At 61.6% G+C, this 22,197-nt stretch carries 24 protein-coding genes; 11 read left to right on the top strand and 13 right to left on the bottom strand.

All coding sequences use genetic code 11. The features are described 5' to 3' along the window. Positions 1 to 125: 125 nt before the first annotated feature. The gene (locus tag HQL44_03150; protein ID MBF0267571.1) at positions 126 to 821 is read left to right on the top strand and encodes a response regulator transcription factor; all 696 of its coding nucleotides are present in this window, start codon (positions 126 to 128) and stop codon (positions 819 to 821) included. On the opposite strand, the gene HQL44_03145 is transcribed toward HQL44_03150, so the two are convergent. Further along, positions 809 to 1,888, bottom strand: coding sequence for a hypothetical protein (locus tag HQL44_03145; GenBank protein ID MBF0267570.1), 1,080 nt, complete (start codon positions 1,886 to 1,888; stop codon positions 809 to 811). The two genes, HQL44_03150 and HQL44_03145, sit on opposite strands and share 13 nt — an antisense overlap. Further along, positions 1,885 to 2,205 (bottom strand): metal-sulfur cluster assembly factor, encoded by a 321-nt coding sequence (locus HQL44_03140; protein MBF0267569.1) that lies wholly within the window; start codon positions 2,203 to 2,205, stop codon positions 1,885 to 1,887. The genes HQL44_03145 and HQL44_03140 overlap by 4 nt, the downstream gene beginning before the upstream one ends. A 143-nt stretch (positions 2,206 to 2,348) precedes the next feature. Here HQL44_03140 and HQL44_03135 point away from each other — a divergent pair, with 143 nt between their 5' ends. After that, positions 2,349 to 4,550: a hypothetical protein gene (locus tag HQL44_03135; protein MBF0267568.1), complete on the top strand. Its 2,202-nt coding sequence runs from the start codon at positions 2,349 to 2,351 to the stop codon at positions 4,548 to 4,550. Here HQL44_03135 and rimO read toward each other — a convergent pair. Then, entirely contained in the window at positions 4,460 to 5,872 is a 1,413-nt protein-coding gene (gene rimO / locus HQL44_03130) for a 30S ribosomal protein S12 methylthiotransferase RimO (GenBank protein MBF0267567.1), read from the bottom strand. The two genes, HQL44_03135 and rimO, sit on opposite strands and share 91 nt — an antisense overlap. A 29-nt stretch (positions 5,873 to 5,901) precedes the next feature. Between rimO and HQL44_03125 the strand changes: the two genes are divergently transcribed. Both HQL44_03125 and hrpB read left to right on the top strand, forming a co-directional pair. Next, positions 5,902 to 6,762, top strand: coding sequence for a hypothetical protein (locus HQL44_03125; GenBank protein ID MBF0267566.1), 861 nt, complete (start codon positions 5,902 to 5,904; stop codon positions 6,760 to 6,762). Continuing rightward, positions 6,762 to 9,254: an ATP-dependent helicase HrpB gene (hrpB, locus tag HQL44_03120; GenBank protein ID MBF0267565.1), complete on the top strand. Its 2,493-nt coding sequence runs from the start codon at positions 6,762 to 6,764 to the stop codon at positions 9,252 to 9,254. The genes HQL44_03125 and hrpB overlap by 1 nt, the downstream gene beginning before the upstream one ends. A 3-nt stretch (positions 9,255 to 9,257) precedes the next feature. Here the strand turns inward: hrpB and HQL44_03115 are convergent, their stop codons facing one another. Genes HQL44_03115 through HQL44_03105 form a run of 3 tightly spaced genes read right to left on the bottom strand, consistent with a single transcriptional unit; the run spans position 9,258 to position 10,303 of the window. Further along, on the bottom strand, positions 9,258 to 9,527 hold the full coding sequence (locus HQL44_03115; GenBank protein MBF0267564.1) for a type II toxin-antitoxin system RelE/ParE family toxin: 270 nt from the start codon (positions 9,525 to 9,527) through the stop codon (positions 9,258 to 9,260). Beyond that, a complete protein-coding gene (locus HQL44_03110; GenBank protein MBF0267563.1) occupies positions 9,517 to 9,708 on the bottom strand; it encodes an antitoxin in 192 nt (63 codons plus the stop codon). The genes HQL44_03115 and HQL44_03110 overlap by 11 nt, the downstream gene beginning before the upstream one ends. A 31-nt stretch (positions 9,709 to 9,739) precedes the next feature. After that, on the bottom strand, positions 9,740 to 10,303 hold the full coding sequence (locus HQL44_03105) for an rRNA large subunit pseudouridine synthase E (GenBank protein MBF0267562.1): 564 nt from the start codon (positions 10,301 to 10,303) through the stop codon (positions 9,740 to 9,742). 10 nt (positions 10,304 to 10,313) lie between these two features. Between HQL44_03105 and HQL44_03100 the strand changes: the two genes are divergently transcribed. The 4 genes from HQL44_03100 to HQL44_03085 all read left to right on the top strand — a co-directional run bounded on the left by HQL44_03100 (position 10,314) and on the right by HQL44_03085 (position 12,406). Next, positions 10,314 to 11,129 carry an RNA methyltransferase gene (locus tag HQL44_03100; GenBank protein ID MBF0267561.1) on the top strand — a complete coding sequence of 272 codons (816 nt, stop codon included), beginning with the start codon at positions 10,314 to 10,316 and terminating at the stop codon, positions 11,127 to 11,129. A 29-nt stretch (positions 11,130 to 11,158) separates the two neighbouring features. Beyond that, positions 11,159 to 11,668, top strand: coding sequence for a hypothetical protein (locus HQL44_03095; protein ID MBF0267560.1), 510 nt, complete (start codon positions 11,159 to 11,161; stop codon positions 11,666 to 11,668). Positions 11,669 to 11,744: 76 nt separating this feature from the next. Then, positions 11,745 to 11,993, top strand: coding sequence for an Arc family DNA-binding protein (locus HQL44_03090; GenBank protein ID MBF0267559.1), 249 nt, complete (start codon positions 11,745 to 11,747; stop codon positions 11,991 to 11,993). After that, on the top strand, positions 11,990 to 12,406 hold the full coding sequence (locus tag HQL44_03085) for a type II toxin-antitoxin system VapC family toxin (protein ID MBF0267558.1): 417 nt from the start codon (positions 11,990 to 11,992) through the stop codon (positions 12,404 to 12,406). The genes HQL44_03090 and HQL44_03085 overlap by 4 nt, the downstream gene beginning before the upstream one ends. Before the next feature lie 2 nt (positions 12,407 to 12,408). On the opposite strand, the gene HQL44_03080 is transcribed toward HQL44_03085, so the two are convergent. The 4 genes from HQL44_03080 to rpmI form a co-directional block, all read right to left on the bottom strand. Further along, positions 12,409 to 14,796 carry a phenylalanine--tRNA ligase subunit beta gene (locus HQL44_03080; GenBank protein MBF0267557.1) on the bottom strand — a complete coding sequence of 796 codons (2,388 nt, stop codon included), beginning with the start codon at positions 14,794 to 14,796 and terminating at the stop codon, positions 12,409 to 12,411. Then, on the bottom strand, positions 14,793 to 15,860 hold the full coding sequence (pheS, locus tag HQL44_03075) for a phenylalanine--tRNA ligase subunit alpha (GenBank protein ID MBF0267556.1): 1,068 nt from the start codon (positions 15,858 to 15,860) through the stop codon (positions 14,793 to 14,795). The genes HQL44_03080 and pheS overlap by 4 nt, the downstream gene beginning before the upstream one ends. A 186-nt stretch (positions 15,861 to 16,046) precedes the next feature. Then, on the bottom strand, positions 16,047 to 16,406 hold the full coding sequence (gene rplT, locus HQL44_03070) for a 50S ribosomal protein L20 (GenBank protein ID MBF0267555.1): 360 nt from the start codon (positions 16,404 to 16,406) through the stop codon (positions 16,047 to 16,049). Positions 16,407 to 16,418: 12 nt separating this feature from the next. Continuing rightward, positions 16,419 to 16,619: a 50S ribosomal protein L35 gene (rpmI, locus tag HQL44_03065; GenBank protein ID MBF0267554.1), complete on the bottom strand. Its 201-nt coding sequence runs from the start codon at positions 16,617 to 16,619 to the stop codon at positions 16,419 to 16,421. A 318-nt stretch (positions 16,620 to 16,937) separates the two neighbouring features. On the opposite strand from rpmI, the gene HQL44_03060 reads away from it, so the two are divergent. Beyond that, positions 16,938 to 17,159, top strand: coding sequence for a hypothetical protein (locus tag HQL44_03060; protein ID MBF0267553.1), 222 nt, complete (start codon positions 16,938 to 16,940; stop codon positions 17,157 to 17,159). A gap of 58 nt (positions 17,160 to 17,217) precedes the next feature. Beyond that, positions 17,218 to 17,787, top strand: a complete 570-nt coding sequence (gene mog, locus HQL44_03055; GenBank protein ID MBF0267552.1) for a molybdopterin adenylyltransferase — start codon at positions 17,218 to 17,220, stop codon at positions 17,785 to 17,787. A 39-nt stretch (positions 17,788 to 17,826) separates the two neighbouring features. Here the strand turns inward: mog and HQL44_03050 are convergent, their stop codons facing one another. Genes HQL44_03050 through HQL44_03040 form a run of 3 tightly spaced genes read right to left on the bottom strand, consistent with a single transcriptional unit; the run spans position 17,827 to position 21,152 of the window. Next, the gene (locus HQL44_03050) at positions 17,827 to 18,600 is read right to left on the bottom strand and encodes a methyltransferase domain-containing protein (protein ID MBF0267551.1); all 774 of its coding nucleotides are present in this window, start codon (positions 18,598 to 18,600) and stop codon (positions 17,827 to 17,829) included. A gap of 12 nt (positions 18,601 to 18,612) precedes the next feature. Beyond that, positions 18,613 to 19,614: an endonuclease/exonuclease/phosphatase family protein gene (locus HQL44_03045; GenBank protein ID MBF0267550.1), complete on the bottom strand. Its 1,002-nt coding sequence runs from the start codon at positions 19,612 to 19,614 to the stop codon at positions 18,613 to 18,615. Beyond that, the gene (locus HQL44_03040; protein ID MBF0267549.1) at positions 19,611 to 21,152 is read right to left on the bottom strand and encodes a PAS domain S-box protein; all 1,542 of its coding nucleotides are present in this window, start codon (positions 21,150 to 21,152) and stop codon (positions 19,611 to 19,613) included. Before HQL44_03040 ends, HQL44_03045 begins: the two co-directional genes overlap by 4 nt. A 216-nt stretch (positions 21,153 to 21,368) precedes the next feature. Between HQL44_03040 and HQL44_03035 the strand changes: the two genes are divergently transcribed. Further along, entirely contained in the window at positions 21,369 to 22,136 is a 768-nt protein-coding gene (locus tag HQL44_03035) for a hypothetical protein (GenBank protein ID MBF0267548.1), read from the top strand. The last annotated feature ends 61 nt before the right edge of the window (positions 22,137 to 22,197 follow it).

The following is a 22,197-nucleotide window of genomic DNA, read 5'->3' as shown; positions in this document are numbered from 1 at the left end:
GAAACGGGTCGAAACTAGTCAATTCCCGTGACTGGATTGGCGGGGGCGGCCATGATATCTCACTTGTGATGCTTTTAGACAAGGGGCCGGATTTACGGCTCCAAGCCGATCGAGGGGATTGAATCATGTCGAAGGTGATCGTCGTCGAAGACGATGCCGACTTGCGAGAGACGGTTCTCAACTGCCTGCATCTGTCCGGCCATGAAGCGCTGGGGGTAGGCAGCGGCAGCGAAATGTGGCGCAAGCTGGCCGTGGCGCCGCAGGATATCGTGGTCCTGGATATTGGCCTGCCTGACGAGGACGGCTTTTCCATCGCCGCTCATCTGCGCCGCGAAACGTCGATGGGCATCATCATGCTGACCGCCCGAGGTCAGGCCGAGGACCGCATCCAGGGCTTCGAGATGGGGGCCGACGTCTATCTGGTCAAACCCGTCAGTTGCCGCGAATTGGCCGCCGCGGTGGCCAATCTGTCGCGCCGGTTGGAAACGCCCACCACCACCCATCGCCCGCCGCCGCAGCAATCTTGGCGCTTGGACGGGTTCGAATGGCGCTTGCTAACGCCGTCGGGCAAGGCGGTGAAGCTGACGCCCAAGGAATTGCAACTGATGAAGCGCCTGACCTCGGAAGCGGGCGAGCCGGTGGGCCGCGTCGAATTGCTGGCCGCCGTCGGCTATGAAGACGCCGATCCCGGCAACCGCAACCTTGACGCCTTGGTGCGCCGTTTGCGGCGCAAGGTGGAAGAGGAAACCGAGCAGTTGCTGCCCATCCAGACCGTGCATTCGGTGGGCTATGTCTTCTCAGCCCCGGTTCAGGTGGACTGAGGACGGCGTTTCGCCCGGATCGTTCGAAATGCCAGGGTGACGATCAGCAGAATGATCGCCGCCTCGTTGAGGACGCCGCCCCATTGGCGCAGCGCCACGATTGCGTTGTGATCGCCGATCAGGCGCAACAACAACCCGCCATGCAAAAGCGCCAGCCAAACCATCAGGATCGGATGATAAGGCGTTTGCACCTTTAAGACGGCGGGCAAAATCACCGGCGCGTGGCCGAAGATCATCGAGAAGACGAAGCCCACGAAAATCAGATGCAGCACGGCGTCGTATTCGAAGCCGCCCTGAGGCATGCCGTGATCGATCAGAGCGCCGCCGCCAATGCCCAGCCAGACATAGCCCAGCAGCAAGGCCAACCCGATGAAGCGGGGCAGGCCGGGTTGACGCAGGTTGCGCCTAGCGATATCGAAAACCATCAGCCAGACGGCCAGCCCCAGGAAACCGGCTCCCATGACGCGCGGCGCCGCGTTGGAATCGATCAGCGATGTGGCGCTGCCCAGCAAGATCAAGGCGATCAGCAAGATCAAGCTGGGCGTGCGGCCCTTGGCGGGGGGCAGAAAGCGGGTCAGTTCCAGGCGCTCGCCCGCGATCGTCAGGGCTAGAAAAGCCATCCAAGACCCTACCGCATCGGGAACCGACGCGCCGAAGGCCCAGAAAACCGTGGCGGCCGCTCCCGCCATGCCGCCCAGCGCCATGATGACGGAATAAAGGGCTGGCTGGCGGCGCACACCTTCCAGGCCCGACAAGGCCAGAACCAACCCGCCCAAAGCCATCAAGATGGGGGCTTGGGAAAATCCTGCCAGGAAAAGCAGCGCGCCGATGCCGCTGAAGGCGGGTGCTAGAAAGGCCCAGCCGGATTGCAAAGCCACGGCGCGCTCCAGCCCGATCACGGTGGCCAGGAATCCCGCCACCATCAAAGGACCGTGTTTCATGGCTAGGTCGATGGTGGGGATGGGCAGGGCGATGTCCATGCGATCCAGCCCGGCCAGCAGACCGGCGATCAGGGCCACGGCGCCCGGCGCCAGAAACAAGATGCGGGGCAATTTGTTGAGATTCATGGCTTGGCTGCCCAGCCCAGATGGCGGCGCGCCGCCTCGGACATGCGGTCGGGCGACCAGAACGGCTCGGATAGCAATCTGGCGGCGACGGGAAATCCAGGGGCGGCTTGTTCCAGAACCCGCTTGGCCTCATCGGTCAGGCCATGGCCTTGCGGACAGGTGGGCGTGGTCATGATCAGGTCGATTTCAAGCCTGTCCGGCATCGCTTCAAGCCGTTCGACCAGGCCCAGATCGACGATGTTGACGCCCAGTTCCGGGTCCATGACCTGGGCTTTCAGGGCTTGCAGCAGGCTGTCGCGAGATGGGGGGGCGGGCATGGGTTTTTCCTGATCCGTTCGGGAGAAAATTAGCATTCCATCCCACTGTTCGCCTTGATGCTGGTGAATTCCGGCAATTTTGTCGCTCTTGCCCCCAAACGGGTTCTCTTGGATGATAGGGGCCTATCGTCAAGGGGGATGTCATGGCGACCGCTGAATCCAATGCACATGTCTGGCGTTTCTTCAGGGCGGGCGGCTTCGATCAGGCCAGGATCGAAAGCGGCGCCGATTTGAAGGCGTTGTCCAGTTTGGATCGGAAATTGTGGGTGGCCCTAAGCTGTCCCACGCGCGGCGTCGAATTCGATGCGCGCACGCTGGACATGATCGATCTTGACCATGACGGGCGCATTCGGGCGGGCGAGATCCTGTCCGCCGTTTCCTGGACGCTGGACCGGTTGGCCGATCCCGAAATTCTGTTCAAGGAGGGCGATTGCCTGCCCTTGGCCGCCATCGATGCCTCCAAGCCGGAAGGGGCGCGCCTTTTGGCCTCGGCCAAGCGCATTCTGTCCAATCTGGACAAGCCGGGCGCCGACTGCATTTCGCCCGAAGATACGCTAGATACCGTGCGCATCTTCACCCACACCCATTTCAACGGCGACGGGGTGTTGCCGCCCGAGGCCGCCCAAGACGAGGAGGTCGCCGACTTCATCCGCGTCATCATGGACCTGTGCGGAAGCCAGCCTGATCGTTCGGGCGGCCAGGGCATGAACCGCGAAGCCCTGGAAAAGATGAAAGCCGAGACCGAGGCCTATGTCGCTTGGTGGAATCTGGCCAAGGGCGATGCAACGGTCCTTCCCTTGGGCGACGAAACGATTGCCGCCTATGGCGCTTTTGCCGCCGTTCAAGACAAGATCGAGGATTATTTCACCCGCTGCAAATTGGCGGCCTACGATCCCAGGGCCGAGGGCGTTCTGAACCGTTCGGAGGATGATTTCAAGGCTCTGGCTCCGCAATTGTTGGCGGCGGACACATGCCAAGTGGCCGAGTTTCCGTTGGCGCATGCCGGGGCGGGGCGGCCCTTGCCCTTGAAGGAATGCGTCAACCCCGCCTGGGCGTCGCGCATGGATGCCTTCGCCGTCCAGGTCGTCTTGCCTTTGCTGGGCAAGACCAGCCAGTTGGACGAGGCAGGTTGGCAGGAGATCAAGAACAGGTTCGCCGCTTTTGAATCCTGGCAGGCCGCGAAATGCGGCGCGCTGGTCGAGCCTTTGGGAATTGATCGCGTCAGGGCCTTCATCGAACACGGGATCGCAGCAAAGATCGGCGCCTTGGTCGCCGAGGACGAAGCCGTGCAGGGCGAAGCCGACGCCATCGCCGAAGTCAATCGGCTGACGCATTACCGGCGCGATCTGCTGACGCTGCTGAACAATTTCGTGACCTTCCGCGACTTCTACACCGGGCACAAACGGGCCATTTTCCAGATCGGCACTTTGTATCTGGATGGCCGCAGCTGCGATCTGGTGGTTAGAGGCGACGATCCGGAGAAGCACGCCAAACTGGCGTCGTTAAGCCGCATCTGTCTGGTCTATTGCGACTGCCACCGCCCGCAAACCGACGAGCGCCTGACCATCGCAGCCGCCTTCACCTCGGGCGACGCCGATCAGATCGTGGTGGGGCGCAACGGCGTTTTCTACGATCATGCAGGCCGCGATTGGGAAGCCACGGTGGTCAAGATCATCGATCACCCGATCAGCCTGCGCCAAGCCTTCTGGCTGCCCTACCGCAAGGTGGGCCAGGCCATCGGATCGCAGATCGAAAAAGCGGCTGCGGCCAGGGCCGCCGCCCAGCATCAGCGCGTCGTGGTGGTGTCGTCGAATCCGCTGGCGGGGGCCAAGCCAGCGACCGCCGCCGCTCCGACAGCGGTCGGCGCGCCTGCGCCTGTGGCTGCGGCCCCCGGCGCTTTCGACGCCGGTCGCTTTGCGGGCATCTTCGCCGCCATCGGTTTGGCCATCGGCGCCATTGGCACCGCCATCGCCACGGTGGTTTCCAGTTTCCTGAATTTGACCTGGTGGCAGATGCCGCTGGCGCTGTTCGGCGTGGTCATGCTGTTCAGCGGACCTTCGATCCTGATCGCCTTCATGAAGCTGCGTCAGCGCAATCTGGGTCCGATTCTGGACGCCAATGGCTGGGCGGTGAATTCCAGGGCCAAGATCAACATTCCCTTCGGCACCTCGCTCACCCATCTGGCCAAGTTGCCCGACGGCGCCGAGCGCGGCCTTTCCGATCCCTATGCCGAAAAGCAGCCGCCCTGGAAACTTTATCTTTCCTTGGGATTCATCATCGCCGCACTCATCGGCTTGTGGTTTGCCGGCGGCGGCCAACTGTTGCTCCAGCTTCTCAAACACTGAATCGGCGTGGCGATCAGATCGTAATCCTCGGCCTTGGTCACTTGGGCGTCGATCAGGTCGCCGGGATGCATGACAAGATCGCCCGCCAGATGCACCACGCCGTCCACTTCGGGCGAATCGCCGATTGATCGCCCGATGCCGCCCCAATTGTCGACCTCATCGACCAGCACTTCGATGCGCCTGCCCACCTTGTCTTTCAGCTTCAAGGCGCTGATGCGCTTTTGCGCCGCCATCAGGCGTTCCCAGCGTTCCTGCTTGATCTTCTCGGGCACCTGGTTCGCAAGCTGGTTGGCGGGCGCGCCCTCGACCGCTTCATAGGTGAAGCAGCCGACGCGGTCCAGCCTGGCCGCTTCCAGCCATTCCAGCAGGAAACGGAAATCTTCCTCGGTTTCGCCGGGAAAGCCCACGATGAAGGTCGAACGCAGCGCCAGTTCGGGCACGCGCTCGCGCCAGCGCCGGATGCGCTCCAGCGTGCGGTCTTGGAAGCTGGGCCTGCGCATGGCTTTCAGCACTTGGGGGCTGGCATGCTGGAAGGGAATATCCAGATAGGGCAGGACCAGTCCTTCTTGCATCAGGGGGAGCAGTTCGTCGGCGATGGGGTGCGGATAGACGTAATGAAGACGTATCCAAGCCCCCAGCCTGCCAAGCTCGCGGACCAGTTCGGGCAGGCGTGCCTTGACCTGCCTGCCCTTCCAATCGCTGGCGGCATGTTTGAGGTCGATGCCATAGGCGGTCAGGTCCTGGGCGATGACCAGCAATTCGCGCACGCCCGCTTTGACCAGCGCTTCGGCTTCGCCCAGAATGTCGTTGGCCGGGCGGCTGACTTGCTTGCCTCGCAAATGCGGGATGATGCAAAAACTGCAAGCATGGTCGCAGCCTTCCGAAATCTTGAGATAGGCGTAATGTTTGGGGGTCAGGCGCAATCCCTGCGGCGGCACCAGATCAAGATAGGGCGCGTGCGGCGGCGGAACTGCGGCATGAACCGCCTCGATCACGCGTTCGAACTGCATGGGGCCGCTGGCCGACAGCAGCTTTGGAAAGCGTTTCAGAACTTCCGGGTCGGCGCCCATGCAGCCAGTGACGATGACCTTGCCGTTTTCCTCCAAGGCCTCGGCGATGGCCTGATAGCTTTCGGCCTTGGCGCTGTCCAGAAAGCCGCAGGTGTTGACGATCACCGCTTGCGCTCCCTGGTAATCGGGCGCGATCTCGTAGCCCTCGGCTTTCAACAGGGTCAGAATGCGTTCGGAATCGACCAGCGCCTTGGCGCAGCCCAGGCTGATGATGCCGATGCGTGCGGATTTTTTGGAAGACGTCTTGCTCATGGGGGTCTTTATAGGGCAAAAATAGCGACATGATGAAGCGTTTCATGCGCATTTCAGCCATTCTGGCTCTGCTTGTCGTCCTCCTGCCCGCCCTGGCCCGGGCCGAGGGGCCGTATCGCGCCATGCCCTGGCATCTGGTGGATGTCTATTGGCGGCTTGATCCCAATGTCCAAAGCCAGACTTTCCAGGATCTGTCCATGGACGTCACCATCGAGGGTGATCCCAAGGCCAGCCCACCCCTTTACATAGCGCCCTTGGGTCTGTTCTGGCTGGGCGAGGCCAAGGCCTATGCCGGGTTGCAGACTTGGTTGAAGCACGATTCCGCAGGCAATCGTGGACCGGGCATCATCTTCTCGCGTTTCGGCGAACGACGAACCGACAAGCTGAAAGTGGCCCCCGGCGGCGTTTATGAAAGCGCTGGCTATGAGGGCGATTTCATCAGCGTGCGCCATGGCATGCCCTGGACGGCAGGGCAGTACACCGCCAAGCTGCAATCGGAACCCAATCCGACCGCGCCCGACGGCGAGCGCTGGGTTTCCTTCCAGGTCTGTCTGAAGTTCGAGAATAGTTGCGGCAAAGCGGGAGACTTGGCCTTTCCCAATCCCAAGGCGGCCTTGCGCGACCGCATGTATTCCTTCGTCGAAATCTACGACAAGCTGACCGACGAATCGCAGATCACGCCCATCACCGTCACTTTCGGCCCACCCAAGATCAATGGCAAGATCGTGCCGGTGATGAAGGCGACGGCGATCTATCGCCTGGACGTTCCTTTGCGCGTGCGCTCGTTTCGCACCAGCGATGGCGGGGTCAAGGTGATCGTCGGCGAGAAAAGGCCCCTGGCCGAACTGCCCATCATTGACGGCTATCGGCGCGAGCAGGTCATCCCTTGATGAGGGCTTGGCTTCCCGCCCTGCCCATTGATGCCGTTCTTTCCGACTTGGCCCAGGCTTTGGAAGGCGCATCCGCCGCCGTTCTGGAAGCGCCGCCGGGGGCGGGCAAAAGTACGCGCGTTCCCCTGGCCCTGCTGGATGCATCCTGGCTTGGCGGCAAAACCATCTTGATGCTGGAACCCAGACGCTTGGCGGCCAGGGCCGTGGCGTCGCGCATGAGCGCCAGTTTGGGCGAGGCGGTCGGCGGCACGGTCGGCTATCGCGTGCGGCTGGAAAGCAAAATATCGAAAGCGACGCGCATCGAGGTGGTGACGGAAGGCATCCTGACCAGGCGCATGCAGTCCGATCCCGAACTTTCCGGCGTGGGACTGATCATTTTCGACGAATTCCACGAAAGATCATTGGATGCCGATCTGGGGTTGGCGCTATGTCTGGAAGCGCAATCGGCCCTTCGGCCCGATCTGAAAATCCTGGTCATGTCGGCCACGCTGGACGGCGAGAGAATTGCCGGTTTGCTGGGCGATGCGCCGGTGGTGCGATCTGAAGGCCGGATGTATCCCGTGGCGCTGCGCTATCTTGATCGTCCCATCAAGGAACGCTTCGAAGACGAAATGGCGCGCCTGATCCGCCGGGCGATGAGCGAGGAGGGCGAGGGCGACGGGCTGGCCTTTCTGCCCGGCGAGGCGGAAATCAAGCGGGTGGCCGAGCGTCTGGACGGCATGCAGGCCGAGGTGTTGCCGCTGTATGGCGCCTTGTCGCCCGAAGCGCAGGACCGCGCCCTGTCGCCCAGCCCGCCCGGCCATCGCAAATTGGTGCTGGCGACCACGATTGCCGAAACCAGCCTGACCATCGAAGGGGTGCGCATCGTCATCGACGGCGGCTTGAAGCGCGCCCTTCGCTTTGATCCGGCTTCGGGCATGTCCCGGCTTGAAACCGTGCGTGTTTCCAAAGCCTCGGCCGAGCAGCGCAAGGGGCGGGCGGGTCGCTTGGGGCCTGGCGTTTGCTATCGCTTATGGCCGGAAGCCGAAGATCGCGCCCTGGCCGCCTTCGACGCGCCGGAAATTCTGCAAGCCGATCTGGCGCCGCTGGCTTTGGCGCTGGCCGAATGGGGCGTTGACGATCCCGCCCAGCTTTCCTGGCTTGATCCGCCGCCCGCAGCGGCTTATGCCCAGGCCTTGTCGCTGCTGCAAAGCCTGGAAGCCTTGGATGCACAAAGGCGCATCACCGCATTGGGCAAAAGCATGGCCCGCCTGCCTGCGCATCCCAGATTGGCCCATATGGTTCTGCGCGCCGACAAAATGGGCGAGGGGGCCACGGCCTGTTTGCTGGCGGCGCTGATGGGCGAGCGCGACATTCTGTCGGGCGGACGCGACGCGGACATGCGCTTGCGTCTTGATCTGGCGAGCGACCGCAAGGCGCATCCGCCTTCCGGTTTTCGTTTGCATCGCGGGGCGTTGGAGCGCGTGCGAGCGGCGGCCCAACAATTGAAGCGCCAGGCGGGAATTGGCGATGGGGTCGTGAATTCCCAGGCTTGCGGCAGTCTGATCGCTTTCGCCTATCCCGACCGCATCGCGCAGCGCCGAGGCGGGCGCGGTCTTTACCGCCTGTCTGGCGGGCGCGGCGGCAAGTTGGATGAGGCCGATCCCCTGGCTGGAGATGACTTCCTGGCGGTGGCGCATCTGGATGGGGCCGGGGCGGATGGGCGCATCTTTCTGGCGGCGCCCATTTCCTTGGCCGAGCTGGAACAGGATTTCGAGGCGGAGTTGACCGAGCGCGCCTTCGTGGAATGGGATGGGCGCGAAGAAGCGGTCAAGGCCAGGCGTCAGCGCCGATTGGGCGCGTTGATTCTGTCCGACAAGCCCTTGCCAAATCCGGACCCTGCCTTGGTTCTGGCGGCGATGACGGATGGCCTTCGCAGGCTGGGGTTGCAAGCCCTGCCCTGGACGAAAGAAGCCGAGCGCTTTCGAAGCCGCGTGCGCTTTCTTGCCCGTCATCGGCCCAATGACGGCTGGCCGGATTTCTCGGACGATTTCTTGCTGGGGAATTTAACCGGCTGGCTGGGGCCTTATTTGTCGGGCATGACGCGCCGCGCCGATCTGGCAAGGCTTGATCTATTGGAAATCTTGAAGGCGCAAATTCCCTGGGAGATGCAACGCAAGGCGGACTCGCTGGCGCCTGAACGGGTTCAAGCGCCGTCGGGCAACACGCATGCCATCGATTATTCCGCCGAAGCGCCGGTGCTGGCGGTCAAGCTGCAAGAAATGTTCGGCGCCGAAGATGGTCCTCGCTTGCTGGACGGTCATGTGGCGGTGACCTTGCATCTGTTGTCGCCCGGTCAACGCCCCTTGGCGGTGACGCAAGATCTTAAAAGTTTTTGGGCGAACGCTTACCCTTCGGTGAAAAGCGAGATGCGTGGCCGCTATCCCCGCCACCCTTGGCCGGACGACCCGCTTGCCGCCCAGGCGACCGCGAAGACGAAGAAGCGGATGTGAATTTCAGGGATATTCCTGCCTAGCATGCAGGATGCCCAATATTTCGATCAACTGCGTGACCCGGTAGACGATCAGATAGTTGGGATGGACGACGATTTCTCGGGTTCCCGCCACCCGGCCTTGGCGATAGAGATAGGGATGCTCGGGCAAGGATTGAATGGCCGTCTCGATAGCCTGAAACAATCTGTCGGCGGCGGATGGATTGCGTTCGTCGATATAGTCGAGAATCGCCCAGAGATCGGCCAGCGCTTCCCTACGCCACTCAACCAGCATTGCGGATCAGACGCTTTTTGTTGAGACGATCTTGAATTTCCGCTGTAGCCTGATCGTGCGCAAGGCGGGGCTGCTTGCTGTCGAGGGCAGTCTGAATCTTGGCCCGGAACCAGCGATCATAGCTGGCTTCCTGTTCTTCGCTTTCGAATTCCGAAACGATGGGGGACAAGGGCTTGCTCAAGAAAACCTCCGTTTTCTGGCCCCTATTCTAATTAAAAAGGCTTTTGCCGTCTAGCTGGTTCCACTTCCCGCCATTCGCCGGGCGGCAATCCATCCAATTTCCAATCGCCGATGGCGGCTCTGATCAAGCGCAGGGTGGGCAGGCCCACCGCCGCCGTCATGCGCCGCACCTGGCGGTTCTTGCCTTCGGTGATGGTCAGCTCGATCCAACTGGTGGGAATGGCGGCGCGGTAACGGATGGGAGGCTCGCGCGGCCACAGATTAGGTGGCTCGGGAATGATCCAGGCCTTGGCGGGCAAGGTCTTGCCGTCCTTCAACTCGACGCCCCGGCAAAGTTTTTGCAGCGCGTCCTGGTCGGGGATGCCTTCCACCTGCGCCCAATAGGTTTTGGGCGTCTTGTTCTTGGGATCGGCGAGCCGCTTGTTCAGCTTGCCATCGTCGGTCAGCGCCAGCAGGCCCTCGCTGTCGAAATCAAGCCGCCCTGCCGCGTAAACGCCCTTTACCTTGACATAGTCGGCCAGGGTCGCCCGCCCTTCGGGGTCGGTGAACTGGCACAGCACGTTAAAGGGCTTATTGAGAAGGATGAGAGTCATGATAGAAGGAACTATGGCACAGAGACCCAGAACGCCCCAGCAGAAACACCGCCCCCTGGTGCCCGAGGCCGAGCGCGACTTGTTGCGCATCTCGGGCCTGTCGGCGGTAACCGCCTTGGTCGAGCGCGACCCGGCCCGCGTGATGCGCCTGTTCATGGACGAACGCACGGCCAAGAAGGCGACCACGCTGTGCGCCAAGCTGGCCGAGGGCCATAAGCCCTACCGCGCCATCGACGGCGAGGAATTGACGAAACTGGCGGGCACGCCGATGCATGGCGGCATTCTGGCCCTGGCCAAGCCCAGAACGGTGGGCGTTTTCGACGCCCATGCCGCCAAGGATTGGGCGAAAGAAGGCAAGAATATCGTGGTGCTGGATGGGGTGGGCAATCCGCACAATCTGGGCGCCATCGCCCGCACGCTGGCCTTCTTCGGCATCGAACGCCTGTTGCTGTCGGACCATCCAGGTCAGGCCCAGCCTTCGGACGCCGCCTATCGCATCGCCGAGGGCGGGCTGGAATGGCTGGAGATCATCAAGGCCGAGCGCTTTCCGCTGCCCCTGAAACGCCTGAAGGAAGCGGGATTCTTCGTCATCGGCACGGCGCTGGACGAAAAGTCGAAACCCTTGTCCGAGGTTCTGCCCTGGGCGCGCAAACGGCCCATCGCCTTCGTGCTGGGCAATGAGGAAACCGGCTTGCCCAAACACAGCCAAGCCGAATGCGACGCGCTGGCCGTGATCCCCGGTTCCGGCCATGTGCAGTCGTTGAATGTGGCGGCGACGGCGGCGATTTTGGCCTTCCTAGCCGCGCAAGGAAGCCCCCGTCGCCTTTGATCGCATGGATGTGGGAGGGAGGAAAGCGAATGTGCTCTGATTATGAAAATGTCTTGTTGAGGGACCTTCCGGACGAAGCGACCAAATTTTTTGCCGTATTTTCCAGATTTGAGTTTGCTCTGAAGCAGGCTGGATACCTTGAGAGTCATGTCGACGGTAAAAATGCAGAACCAGGGTGGGATTGCTTTGCACGCAATTTGACGGATACGTTTTTCCAAACGGTTAAAGAATCTGATTCTGCCAAGGTGCTGTTTGATAAGCCTCCGAAGAAGCAGATCGTCCAAGGGAATTCCATTGATTGGAAAGTCGGGAGGGACATAATAGACATAAAGGAACTCTTCCTCGCGGTTCGATGTGTCCGCAACAATTTGTTTCACGGTGGAAAGTTCCAAACTGGCCCGGTCGAAGAACCATCACGAGACAAAGCACTTTTGAATGCCTGCCTTTTCGTACTCGAAGAAGCCCTTGGCGAGTGTGGAAAGCAATCGAGTGGCAGCAAATTGAAAGAGCTTCGCGGGCATTTTTTCGATCCGCTTTAGTCGCTTAACGTCTAATTACAGCGAGATTGTAAGACGATCTTTAATTTGATATCATGATATCAAATTGGAGGATTTTATGGCGCAGTTGGTGGTTCGCAATATCGAGGAAGAAGTCAAAACGCTGCTCCAGCATCGCGCGGCCTCGCATGCGCGCAGCATGGAAGAAGAGGTGCGCGACATCCTAAGGAACGCCGTGAAAGACGAAGGCGAGCCGTTGCAGCGCCTGGGCAGCCGCTTAAGCCAGCGCTTTTCCGCCATCGGCCTGGAAGAAGACATTCCGGAAGTGCGGGGAACGGCGGCAATTCCCGCCTCGTTCACTGAATGATCATTCTCGATACGAATGTGTTGTCTGCCGTGATGCGCCGTGATGCCGATCCGGCCATTGTGTCTTGGCTAGATCGTCAACCTTCGGAATCCTTGTGGATCACGACAATCACCGTCTTCGAGATACGCTTCGGTCTGGAACTTTTGCCTGGCAGCCACAAGCGCCAAGCGTTGGAGAAAGCCTTTGCTCAGGCGCTTGAAGAAGATTTTCAGCGCCGCATTCTGCCCTTCGATTTCCGGGCGGCGGAAGAGGCGGCCATGCTGGCGGCGCGTCGCAGGAATGCCGGTCTGACCGTCGAATTCAGGGACACGCAAATCGCCGGCATCGTCCTGGCGCGTCAAGCTGTCCTGGCCACACGCAATGTCCGCCATTTCCAAGACGTGCCGGTCACGGTCATCGATCCCAGCGCGTAGGTTCACCCCCGCAAGCTGGCCCCCGTCGCCTTTGAGACCGCTTCCACCACCTTGGCGGCCACGGCTTCGATCTCGGGGTCGGTCAGCGTGCGTTCGGTGGGTTGCAGCGTGACCGCGATGGCCAGCGACTTCTTGCCTTCCTCGACGCCCTTGCCTTCGTAAAGATCGAAGACCGAGGCTGTAACGATCAGCGTCTTGTCGGCCGATTTGGCGGCGCGCAGCACGGCCTGGGCGGTGACGGATTTATCGACCAGGAAGGCGAAATCGCGCACCACCGCCTGGAAGGGCGATGCCTTCAGGGCGGGCTTGGTTTTGCTGGGGCGCACTTTCACCGGCGGCAGGGCGTCCAGGAAGATTTCAAAGCCCACGACAGGCCCTTTGACGTCCAGCGCTTTCAGCACGCGGGGATGAATCTCGCCGAACCAAGCCAGCGCCTTGGCGCCCAGCTTCAGCGAGCCAGAGCGGCCCGGATGATACCAGCCGGGCGCGTCGGCTTCGATTTGCAGATTGTCGGTCGGCACTTGCGCGATGGACAGGGCGGCCAGGGCATCGGCCTTGGCGTCGAAGGCATCGACGGCACGGGAAGCCCCCGCCCAGTTGCGTTCGATCATCTGGCCCGCGCGCACGCCCGACGCCATCGAGGACTGATCCCCGGGCTTGGTTCCGGCATATTGCGGCCCCAGTTCGAACAGGCCGTGATCGGCGAAACCCCGGTCGGCGTTGCGGCCCACCGCCTGGATCAGATTGCCAAGAATGCTGGGGCGCATCTGGTCCAGATCGGAACTGATGGGATTGGCCAAGGTCAGCGCATCGGCCCCGCCGCCGAACAGGCGCGACAGGTCCTTGGGCATGAAGGACCAGGAGACGGTTTCGTTCATGCCCCTTGCCGCCAGGGTGCGGCGAATGAGCGAGCGGCGCTTTTGCAAGGCCGTCAGCACAGGGCTGGTGATGGCCGACAGTTTGGGCACCGAAGCGGCTGGCACGTGATCATAGCCATAGACGCGGATCACTTCTTCCACCAGATCGTGCTCGGCTCCGATATCGGCGCGCCACGAGGGCGGCGACACCAGAATGCCATCGCCATGCTCGGCCACCGTGCAGCCCAGCCCCATCAAGATGCGCTCGATCTCGGTCTTGGAAATATGGATGCCGCCATGCTGGGCCACGCGCTCGGGGCGCAGCACGAAACTTTTCTTCCAATCGGGCACGGCGCCCGCGATCACCAGTTCGGACGCCTCGCCGCCACACAGATCAAGGATCATGCGGGTGGCGATTTCCATGCCGACTTGCGCGAATTCGGGATCGACATGGCGCTCGAAGCGATAGCGGGCGTCGGAATCCACTTGCAGCCTGCGCCCGGTGTTGGCGGTGCGGATGGAATCGAACAGAGCCGATTCCACAAAGACGTCGGTGGTGGTTTCGGTGCAGCCCGACCGTTCGCCGCCGATCACGCCGCCCAGGGCTTCCGGCCCCTCGTCGTCGGCGATCACGGTCATCTGATCGTCGAGTTCATAGGTTTTGCCGTTCAGCGCCGCCAGCCTTTCGCCCGCCTTGGCCAAACGGGGATGGATGGCGCCCTTGACCTTGGCGGCATCGAAGACGTGCAGCGGGCGAGCCAGATCGAAGGTGATGTAGTTGGTGACGTCGACCAGCGCCGAGATGGGACGCAGCCCGATGGCGGTCAGGCGATCCTTCAGCCATTTCGGACTCTCGCCGTTCTTCACGCCGCGGATATAACGGCCCACGAAAAGCGGGCAGGCATGGCTGGCCTCGATGCGCACCTGGATCGGGCTTTTGAATTTGCCCGGCACATGCACGGTATCCAGGGGCTTAAGCTGGCCAAGGCCAGCGGCTGCTAGGTCGCGGGCAACGCCGCGCACGCCCAAGCAATCGGCGCGGTTGGGCGTGATGGCGATGTCGATGACGGGATCAAGCGACAGCACGTCGGTCAGCGGTGCGCCGACAGGCGTGGCGGCATCCAGTTCGATGATGCCGTCATGATCCTCGCCCAGCTTCAATTCGCGGGTCGAGCACATCATGCCCTGGCTTTCCTGGCCTCGAATGGCCCCCTTCTTCAGCGTTTCGCCGCTGGCGGGAATGACGGTGCCGGGCAGGGCAAGCGCCACTTTCAGGCCCGCCCGCGCATTGGGCGCGCCGCACACCACCTGGATAGCGCCCTTGCCTGTATCGACCTTGCACACGCGCAAACGGTCGGCATTGGGGTGCTGATTGGCTTCCAGCACATGGCCGACGATGATGCCGGACAGGGCGGATGCCGGGTCTTCCACGCTTTCGACCTCCAGGCCCAGCATGGTCAGGCGCTCAAGGATTTCGCCAAGCGAGGCCTTGGTGTCGAGATGGTCCTTCAACCAGGAAAGGGTGAATTTCATCGGGCCAATCCTCCGGCCAACGTGGGCACATCCTGGGGCGAGAAGCCGTAATGTTTCAGCCAGCGCAAATCGCCGTCGAAGAAGGTGCGCAGATCGGGAATGCCGTATTTCAGCATGGCCAGACGTTCAACGCCCATGCCGAAGGCGAAGCCCTGATATTTGTCTGGATCGATGCCGCAATTCTTCAGCACGTTGGGATGCACCATGCCGCAGCCCAGAATTTCCAGCCAGCCGGCACCCCGGCCAATGCGCAACTCGCCGCCCTCGCGCGAGCAGCCGATATCAACCTCGGCCGACGGTTCCGTGAAGGGAAAGAACGATGGGCGGAAACGCACCGGCACGTCGTCGACTTCGAAGAAGGCGCGCACGAAATCGATCAGGCAGCCTTTCAAATGTCCAAAATGCGTGCTTTCGTCGATCAGCAGCCCTTCCACCTGATGAAACATCGGCGTGTGGGTCATGTCGGAATCGCAGCGGAAGGTGCGTCCGGGAATAATGACGCGGATGGGCGGCTTCTGGTTTAGCATGGTGCGCACCTGCACCGGCGAGGTGTGCGTGCGCAGCAACAGGCGTTCGCCGGGCGCATGCTCGCCGAAAAAGAAGGTGTCGTGCATCTGGCGCGCCGGATGGTCGGGCGGGAAGTTGAGCGCCGTGAAATTGTGAAAGTCGTCTTCGATGTCGGGGCCTTCTGCGACCGCGAATCCCATTTCGGCGAAGATGGCCGTCACTTCGTCGATGGTCTGGCTGATCGGATGGATGCGTCCCTCGATCTCGGGGCGGCAGGGCAGGGTGATGTCGATTTTCTCGGCAGCTAGGCGCGCGTCGATGGCGGCGTTTTCCAGCAAGCCCTTGCGCTCGGCCAGCGCCGTTTCAAGGGCGGCCTTCACCTCGTTGATTTTGGCGCCGAAGGCCTTGCGCTCGTCGGGAGCCAGGCCTCCCAGCTTCTTCATCTCTTCGGTCAGAGCGCCTTTCTTGCCCAGCGCTTTGACGCGCACGGCTTCCAGGGCTTCCAGGTTCGAGGCGGCGGCGATTTCCGCCAAGGCCGACGATTTCAGTTCATCCATGCTTCTTTCTCCTGCCCTCAAGCGCCGGGCGCGACACTCCGTGTCGCTTGGCTCCCGCGCCACCAGGCGCGGCGCCCCTTGGGCGCTTGCGCCGAGCGTCCTTGCAGACGCCCGGCTTTCCAAATGAAAAGGGGACCCGATTGGATCAGGCCCCCTTCGCAAACTTGAAGCGATCTCTCGCTTATCTTACGCGGCCAAGGCGGCCTGGGCCTGGGTGACCAGATCCTTGAAGGCTGCGGGTTCTTTGATCGCCATGTCGGACAGCACCTTGCGGTCCAACTCGATCCCGGCCCTCTTCAGACCGTTCATAAATCGGCTGTAGGTCATGCCGCATTCGCGCACGCCGGCATTGATGCGCTGGATCCACAGGGCGCGGAAATTGCGCTTCTTGGCCCTACGGTCGCGATAGGCGTATTGCAGCCCCTTCTCGACCTTCTCGATGGCGATGCGGTAGCAGGTGCTGGAACGGCCGCGATAGCCCTTGGCCAGCTTCAGAATTTTCTTGTGACGAGCATGCGTGGTAACGCCGCGCTTGACATGTGCCATGACGGATACTCCTTAGCGGGCGTAGGGCATGAAGGTCTTGACGATGCGCTCGTCGCCCTCGAACAGCACGAACGTGCCGCGGGCCTGACGCTTCATCTTCTGCGGGCGCTTGGACAGGCCGTGGCGCTTGTTGGCCACACCGGCCTTCAACTTGCCGGAAGCCGTCACTTTAAAGCGCTTCTTGACCGCGCTTTTGGTCTTCATCTTGGGCATTTTTCCATCCTTTTCAAAAGGTTGCACGAGGCCGCCTAGGCAATGCCCGAGGAACGCAAAAGCGCTCCATCCGCCCGGCGACCGGATAAGAGCGGGGTTTATAGCAGAGTTTTCAAGGATTGCAAGGGGGAGGAGGAGCGGATTGCCGGCGGCTCCCGGGCACTGGCCGCGCGCTCGTCGCCCCACCCCCGCCCCTGACATGTCCCAGCCATGCGCAACCAGCATGCCCTCCGCGCGCCAGCGGTGTTAACATTTTCTTCATGATGATCCCTTGGCGGATGGGGTGGGGGATCCGTCCCGGTGCTTTGGGAGGTGACGATGAAACCGCTTGAGACGCATTTGGAGCTTGCCTGCCATCAGGCGCTGTTGAGCCGGGTTATGGAAGTGATGAACCGCGAGGGCCTTTTGCCGCTGCATGCGGGTAGGGACGACGTGAAGGCGGCGCTGCTGGCTTGGTTCGATTTCGTCGAGAACGCTAGGTCCGGCCACCTGCACGACAAAGGCGCCAATTTCGAGGATGTCGATACGCCTTGGCACTGAGATTGACCGTTGGCCGTTCAGTCCTTAGCTTGTGGGAAACCGGCTAAGGAGTGTTGGCGTGTCCCAAGAAATCCCCATCGGCGTGGTGACGGTTTCCGACCGCGCCAGTTCAGGCGTTTACGAAGATAAGGGCGGCCCGGCCATTCTGGCCGAGTTGGGGCGGTATTTGTCCATCCCCTGGCGGGCCGAAACGCGCCTGATCCCCGATGTTCAGGCCACCATTGAAGCCACGTTGATCGAGCTGGCCGACGTGGCTGGATGTTCGTTGATCGTCACCACCGGCGGCACGGGGCCTGCGCTTCGCGACGTCACGCCTGAAGCCACCGAGGCGGTGTGCGAAAAGATGATGCCGGGCTTTGGCGAACTGATGCGGCTGGAGAGTCTCAAGGTGGTGCCTACCGCCATCTTGTCGCGCCAGACGGCGGGCATTCGAGGCAAAAGCCTGATCTTGAATTTGCCGGGCAAGCCATCGGCCATCGCCGATTGCCTGAAGGCGGTCTTTCCAGCCATTCCCTACTGCATCGATTTGGTGGGCGGCCCCAGGCTGGAAACCGACCCATCCATCTGCGTCGCTTTTCGCCCAAAGGGCACGATCGCTTTACCCGGATCGCCTACGCGAACTGGGTAAAACGTGAATCGTTCCCTTAGATATATCCGTTGAGCGGATTCACGTCTTTGATCCGGGCCGGTTTCCGGCCTCGATCAAAGACGACCCGCTCAATGGAGCCTGAGGCAGGGCCAGGACGGTCGTGCGTTTTCTGGGCGCGGTTTCGCGCGCCAACCCGGCGGCATAGACCTGCTTGGCGGCTTCCACCATCAGCACGCCCGAGAATCCTCTGAACCAGCGCCGTCCCGCTTCCTCCGCCGCCGAGGCCGAGGCCAGCAGCATGCGCGATTTGAACGGCGGCAGATAAAGAGCGCCGGTCGATTGGGTGGGGGTGAACAAAGCGTCGCGCAGCAGGCTTTGCAATTGCATCGGCGAATAGGGGCGACCGACAGCGAAGGGCGAGCGTTCCAGCCTGGACCACACGCCCAGGCGATTGGGCACGACCACCAGCAAGCGGCCGGAATCCTTCAGCACCCGCCAGGCCTCGCGCAGCAGGCTGCGCGGATGATAGGTCGATTCCAGCGCGTGAACGATCAGCACGCGGTCGAACATCAGATCAGGGAAGGGCAGGGACAATTCGTCGGCCAGCACCGAGTTGCATGGCCCTTCGGCAGGCCAGCGCAACACGCCCATGGGCGGCGGCATGACGGCGGCGACCCTATGGGCCTCGTCAAGTCCGGCGCGCAGCAGAGGCGGCGCGAAGCCGACGCCCAGCACGGCCTCGCCGGTCAGGTTGGGCCAGACTTCGCGAATGCGCCGTCGCAACAGCCGGGCCGTCATTTGGCCCAGGCCCGAAGCGTAAAAATCGCGAAGGTCGACGATGTCGGTCCACATGGGGCCAGCCTATCACGCCTTGGCTTTTTCGGGCGCTTGAAAAGTGGCGACCAAGGGGGCGTGATAGCTTTCGCCGGTCGCCGGAATCAGAGCGGGCGAAATGGCCTCGTCGCCCAAGGCCTCGTTATGGACGGCAATGTCCCTGGCCCAGCCCAGCAAGGGTCTGGAAACCAGGATATGGTCCAGCATGGCGGGCCTGCCGTGATGGATGACCGAGAAGCGCTGGCTTTCCGCCAAGCCGCGCTCCAGGGAAACCAGCGATCTGGCGGCCAGATGCGCGTTGCCGGTGTCGTCGGCCTCGGCGCGCAAAAGCCGCAAAGGGGTTTCGTTGTCCTGGGCGTTGAAATCGCCCGCCACCGCGATCAGGGCTTGCGGGTCGGCGTCTTGCAGGGCATCGACGACAAGGCGCGCTTCCAGGGCCTGGCCCGAACGTTTGACCGACGCCAGATGAAATCCTTCCGCCCAGCCCTGCACATTCTTCCAGCGGTCCGGGTTCTCCTTGGCTCCCTCGACAAAGGAAGCCCTGGGCGCTTTCAAGTGCAGGTTAAGGACGTGCAGATTGGCGCCGCTTCCCAGATCCAGCCTGACATGCAAAAGCGGGCGGTCCCACTCGACCGGCAGCGGGGCGTCGGGAGCATGGGGCGCGAAATGGCGCAAGGGGGCGACCAGATGGTGCCAAATCTGGCGCTCTTCCAAGATGGGAAAGCGAGACAGAATGGCCAAATTGTGCCGGTCGGCCATGCGGATTCCCGCCCGGTTTCGGCTGAACGCCAGGTGATAGGCTTGGTATCGCGTGCCGTCGATCAGGCGGGTGAGTGCGAGCGCCCGGCGCTCGCCATTCTTGACGATTTCCTCGGCATTCACTTCCTGAAGGCACAAGATGTCGGCGCTCAGGCGTTCCAGTTGCGGACGCAAAAGGCAAAGCCGTTCATCCAGGCTTGCGCCGCCCGCATGCTCTGGGCGCGCGTCCAGATTTTCAAGGTTGAATGTGGCAAGTCGAAAGGCTGAATTCATTGCGGGTGTTGTGGTTGCGCCGGGAAATACAGGGTGACCGTCGTCCCCTTGCCCAGAATACTGGACAATTCCAGATTCCCGCCATGCAATTCGACGAAGGCCTTGGCAAGCGGCAGGCCAAGGCCCGATCCTTGGTAGCGTCTCGCCACGACGCTGTCGACCTGGGTGAAGGGGGCCAGCGCCCTTGGAATGTCGCGCTCGGCGATGCCGACCCCGGAATCGATGACGCGCACCATCAGCCTGCCGTCCAGCACGGGCTTGGCCTCGACGACGATCAGCCCTTCCTTGGGTGTGAATTTGATGGCATTGCCCAACAGATTGATCATCACCTGCTTTAAGCGCCGCTCATCGCCCAGGATCGGCGGCAGATTTGGCGCGATCTTCGCGGCCAGCGTCAGGCCTGAATGCGAAATCCGCTGGTGCAACAGGCGCAGGGAAGTTTCGATGACCGTCGTCATGTCGATCAGAGTCGGTCGGAATTCCGTCTGTCCGGCCTCCAGGCGGGCCATTTCCAGAATGTCGTTGATGATTTCCAGCAGATGGCGGGCCGAAACCATGATGTCGCTTGCATATTCGACGTATTTTTGGGTGCCGACCGGCCCCAGAATTTGGCCGTGAATCATCTCGGAAAAGCCAATGATGGCGTTAAGGGGGGTGCGCAATTCATGACTCATGGCGGCCAGGAAATCCGCCTTGGCCCGGTTGGCCGCCTCGACCTGGGCCAATGTGTCGCGAAGTTTGACTTCGGCCAGCTTGGTTTCCGTGATGTCGCCCACCGATCCCGCCATGCGGAACACGCGTCCGCTCCCGTCGCGCAGCCCCAGGCCGCGATGGCGAACCCAGCGCCGCTCGTTGCCCGCCAAGCGGTAGTCGATGTTCAGGAATTGCGTTTCGCCCTTCAGGTGGGTCCTGACGGCGGCAAGATAATGAACCTGGTCATCGGCATGAACGCAAGCCAGCCAGTCGTTCGTTGTGCCGACGCTGCGCTCAAGACCGAAAAGGTCGCGCACGCGCTCGGAGTAAAAGACAAGTCCGCTTTGCAGATCCCAGTCCCAAATTCCCTCATTGGTGCCAGACAGGGCCAGGGCGAAACGCTCTTGATTGTCGTTCAGGGCTTTTCTGGCCTCGTCAATCCGGCGCATATCATGGAAAACGCCGATGAATCCGGTTTTGCCACCCTGGTGAAATTCGCTGATCGTCAGTTCGGCAGGAAACAACTGCCCGCTTTTGCGCGCCGCCAGGATGGGTCTGGAACGCATCAAACAGTGGCCGTGCTCCTTATGAACATAGCCGCTTGGCGCGATTTCGCGGGCCGCCGCTTCCGAATGGGCCATCAGCAAGGAAAGAGGCAGCCCCAATATTTCCGATTTCGTCCAGCCGAACAATTGCTCGAAGACGGCGTTGGCAAGCCTGACCAGGCCTGAGCCGTCGATCAATACGACCGGATCAGGAAGAACATCAAGAATACATTCGGTGTCTGTTACAGGAACATGGCGCCGAGCAGCCGACTGGGTAGCCTTCTTGTTCGGCTTTGTCATTCCCTGGATTTCCCTCTGGCTCATTAACCATTGCCTCTATGGGGCTTTGGCGGAATAGTGAGGCGATTGGAAACCTCTTTCAAGCCTGCAATGCGGCGAAGATACTTGCCGTATTTGCAAATGGTGATGTATCGATAGAAGTTCCAGGTTTGGCGGTTCGGGACGGGCCGCCGACAGAGAGAAGTGTGTGGGTGCGTGGGGGATGGAAAGATGGCAATGAGTCCGAACGGCGCGGGACGGAAACTGTTTACCGCTGAAATCCAGCGCCTGAAGCGCGAAGGGCAGTCTGTGCCCGCCGCTGCTTCCGCGGGCCTGTCTGGCGGCGACACGGTCCAGATCCTGGAAGCCATTGCGCAACTGCGCAACGACATGAAGGAGCTTTTGCTGTCGGGGGCGCATGCCGATCCCGAGGCGCGCGCCAAGTTGGCGGGCGAGAAGGAAGCGCTTCAGAACGAAAAGGCCGAAATGGATTTGCTGCGCACCGAGGTGCGGGCACTTGGCCGCAGCATCCAGCAGACCAAGGCCGAGATCGCGGCCCTTCGCCCGGCGACGACCGGCGACGATCATATCGTGGCGGTGACCAACGAACTGGACGCCGTGGTCGAGGCGACCGAGAACGCCACGCAGGGCATTTTGGAAAAGGCCGAGCAGATCGACGGCGTCGTGCATAATCTGCTGGCCCATGTGCAAGACAATCACGGGCGGAATTTGGCCGACCAGATTTCCGACCACGTGGTGGGCATCTACGAGGCGTGCAACTTCCAAGACATTACAGGCCAGCGCATCACCAAGGTGGTGAACACGCTGAAATTCATCGAAACGCGCGTGAACGCCATGATCGAGATCTGGGGCGACGACAGTTTCTCGGAGATGGCGCCTTCGGCTTCTCCCGATCAGATTCACGCCGACGATCATCTGGTTTCCGGTCCGGCTCTTGAAGGTAGGGGCATCAGCCAGGACGACATCGACAAACTGTTCGGATAACAACAATCGCCTGAAATCGGGCGTGACGCACCTGGGATACAAGGAGTGATTTTGTGAAGAA

It is taken from the genome of Alphaproteobacteria bacterium, assembly GCA_015231795.1.
Taxonomy (GTDB): domain Bacteria; phylum Pseudomonadota; class Alphaproteobacteria; order Rhodospirillales; family WMHbin7; genus WMHbin7.
This window is presented reverse-complemented; position numbering and strand designations above follow the sequence as displayed.

Excerpts from the sequence above, each read along its gene's own strand:
- HQL44_03150 (MBF0267571.1), top strand. The coding sequence starts at position 126 with ATGTCGAAGGTGATCGTCGTCGAAGACGATGCCGACTTGCGAGAGACG.
- HQL44_03145 (MBF0267570.1), bottom strand. The coding sequence starts at position 1,888 with ATGAATCTCAACAAATTGCCCCGCATCTTGTTTCTGGCGCCGGGCGCC.
- HQL44_03140 (MBF0267569.1), bottom strand. The coding sequence starts at position 2,205 with ATGCCCGCCCCCCCATCTCGCGACAGCCTGCTGCAAGCCCTGAAAGCC.
- HQL44_03135 (MBF0267568.1), top strand. The coding sequence starts at position 2,349 with ATGGCGACCGCTGAATCCAATGCACATGTCTGGCGTTTCTTCAGGGCG.
- rimO (MBF0267567.1), bottom strand. The coding sequence starts at position 5,872 with ATGAGCAAGACGTCTTCCAAAAAATCCGCACGCATCGGCATCATCAGC.
- HQL44_03125 (MBF0267566.1), top strand. The coding sequence starts at position 5,902 with ATGATGAAGCGTTTCATGCGCATTTCAGCCATTCTGGCTCTGCTTGTC.
- hrpB (MBF0267565.1), top strand. The coding sequence starts at position 6,762 with ATGAGGGCTTGGCTTCCCGCCCTGCCCATTGATGCCGTTCTTTCCGAC.
- HQL44_03115 (MBF0267564.1), bottom strand. The coding sequence starts at position 9,527 with ATGCTGGTTGAGTGGCGTAGGGAAGCGCTGGCCGATCTCTGGGCGATT.
- HQL44_03100 (MBF0267561.1), top strand. The coding sequence starts at position 10,314 with ATGGCACAGAGACCCAGAACGCCCCAGCAGAAACACCGCCCCCTGGTG.
- HQL44_03095 (MBF0267560.1), top strand. The coding sequence starts at position 11,159 with ATGTGCTCTGATTATGAAAATGTCTTGTTGAGGGACCTTCCGGACGAA.
- HQL44_03090 (MBF0267559.1), top strand. The coding sequence starts at position 11,745 with ATGGCGCAGTTGGTGGTTCGCAATATCGAGGAAGAAGTCAAAACGCTG.
- HQL44_03085 (MBF0267558.1), top strand. The coding sequence starts at position 11,990 with ATGATCATTCTCGATACGAATGTGTTGTCTGCCGTGATGCGCCGTGAT.
- HQL44_03080 (MBF0267557.1), bottom strand. The coding sequence starts at position 14,796 with ATGAAATTCACCCTTTCCTGGTTGAAGGACCATCTCGACACCAAGGCC.
- pheS (MBF0267556.1), bottom strand. The coding sequence starts at position 15,860 with ATGGATGAACTGAAATCGTCGGCCTTGGCGGAAATCGCCGCCGCCTCG.
- rplT (MBF0267555.1), bottom strand. The coding sequence starts at position 16,406 with ATGGCACATGTCAAGCGCGGCGTTACCACGCATGCTCGTCACAAGAAA.
- rpmI (MBF0267554.1), bottom strand. The coding sequence starts at position 16,619 with ATGCCCAAGATGAAGACCAAAAGCGCGGTCAAGAAGCGCTTTAAAGTG.
- HQL44_03060 (MBF0267553.1), top strand. The coding sequence starts at position 16,938 with ATGAAACCGCTTGAGACGCATTTGGAGCTTGCCTGCCATCAGGCGCTG.
- HQL44_03050 (MBF0267551.1), bottom strand. The coding sequence starts at position 18,600 with ATGTGGACCGACATCGTCGACCTTCGCGATTTTTACGCTTCGGGCCTG.
- HQL44_03045 (MBF0267550.1), bottom strand. The coding sequence starts at position 19,614 with ATGAATTCAGCCTTTCGACTTGCCACATTCAACCTTGAAAATCTGGAC.
- HQL44_03040 (MBF0267549.1), bottom strand. The coding sequence starts at position 21,152 with ATGACAAAGCCGAACAAGAAGGCTACCCAGTCGGCTGCTCGGCGCCAT.
- HQL44_03035 (MBF0267548.1), top strand. The coding sequence starts at position 21,369 with ATGAGTCCGAACGGCGCGGGACGGAAACTGTTTACCGCTGAAATCCAG.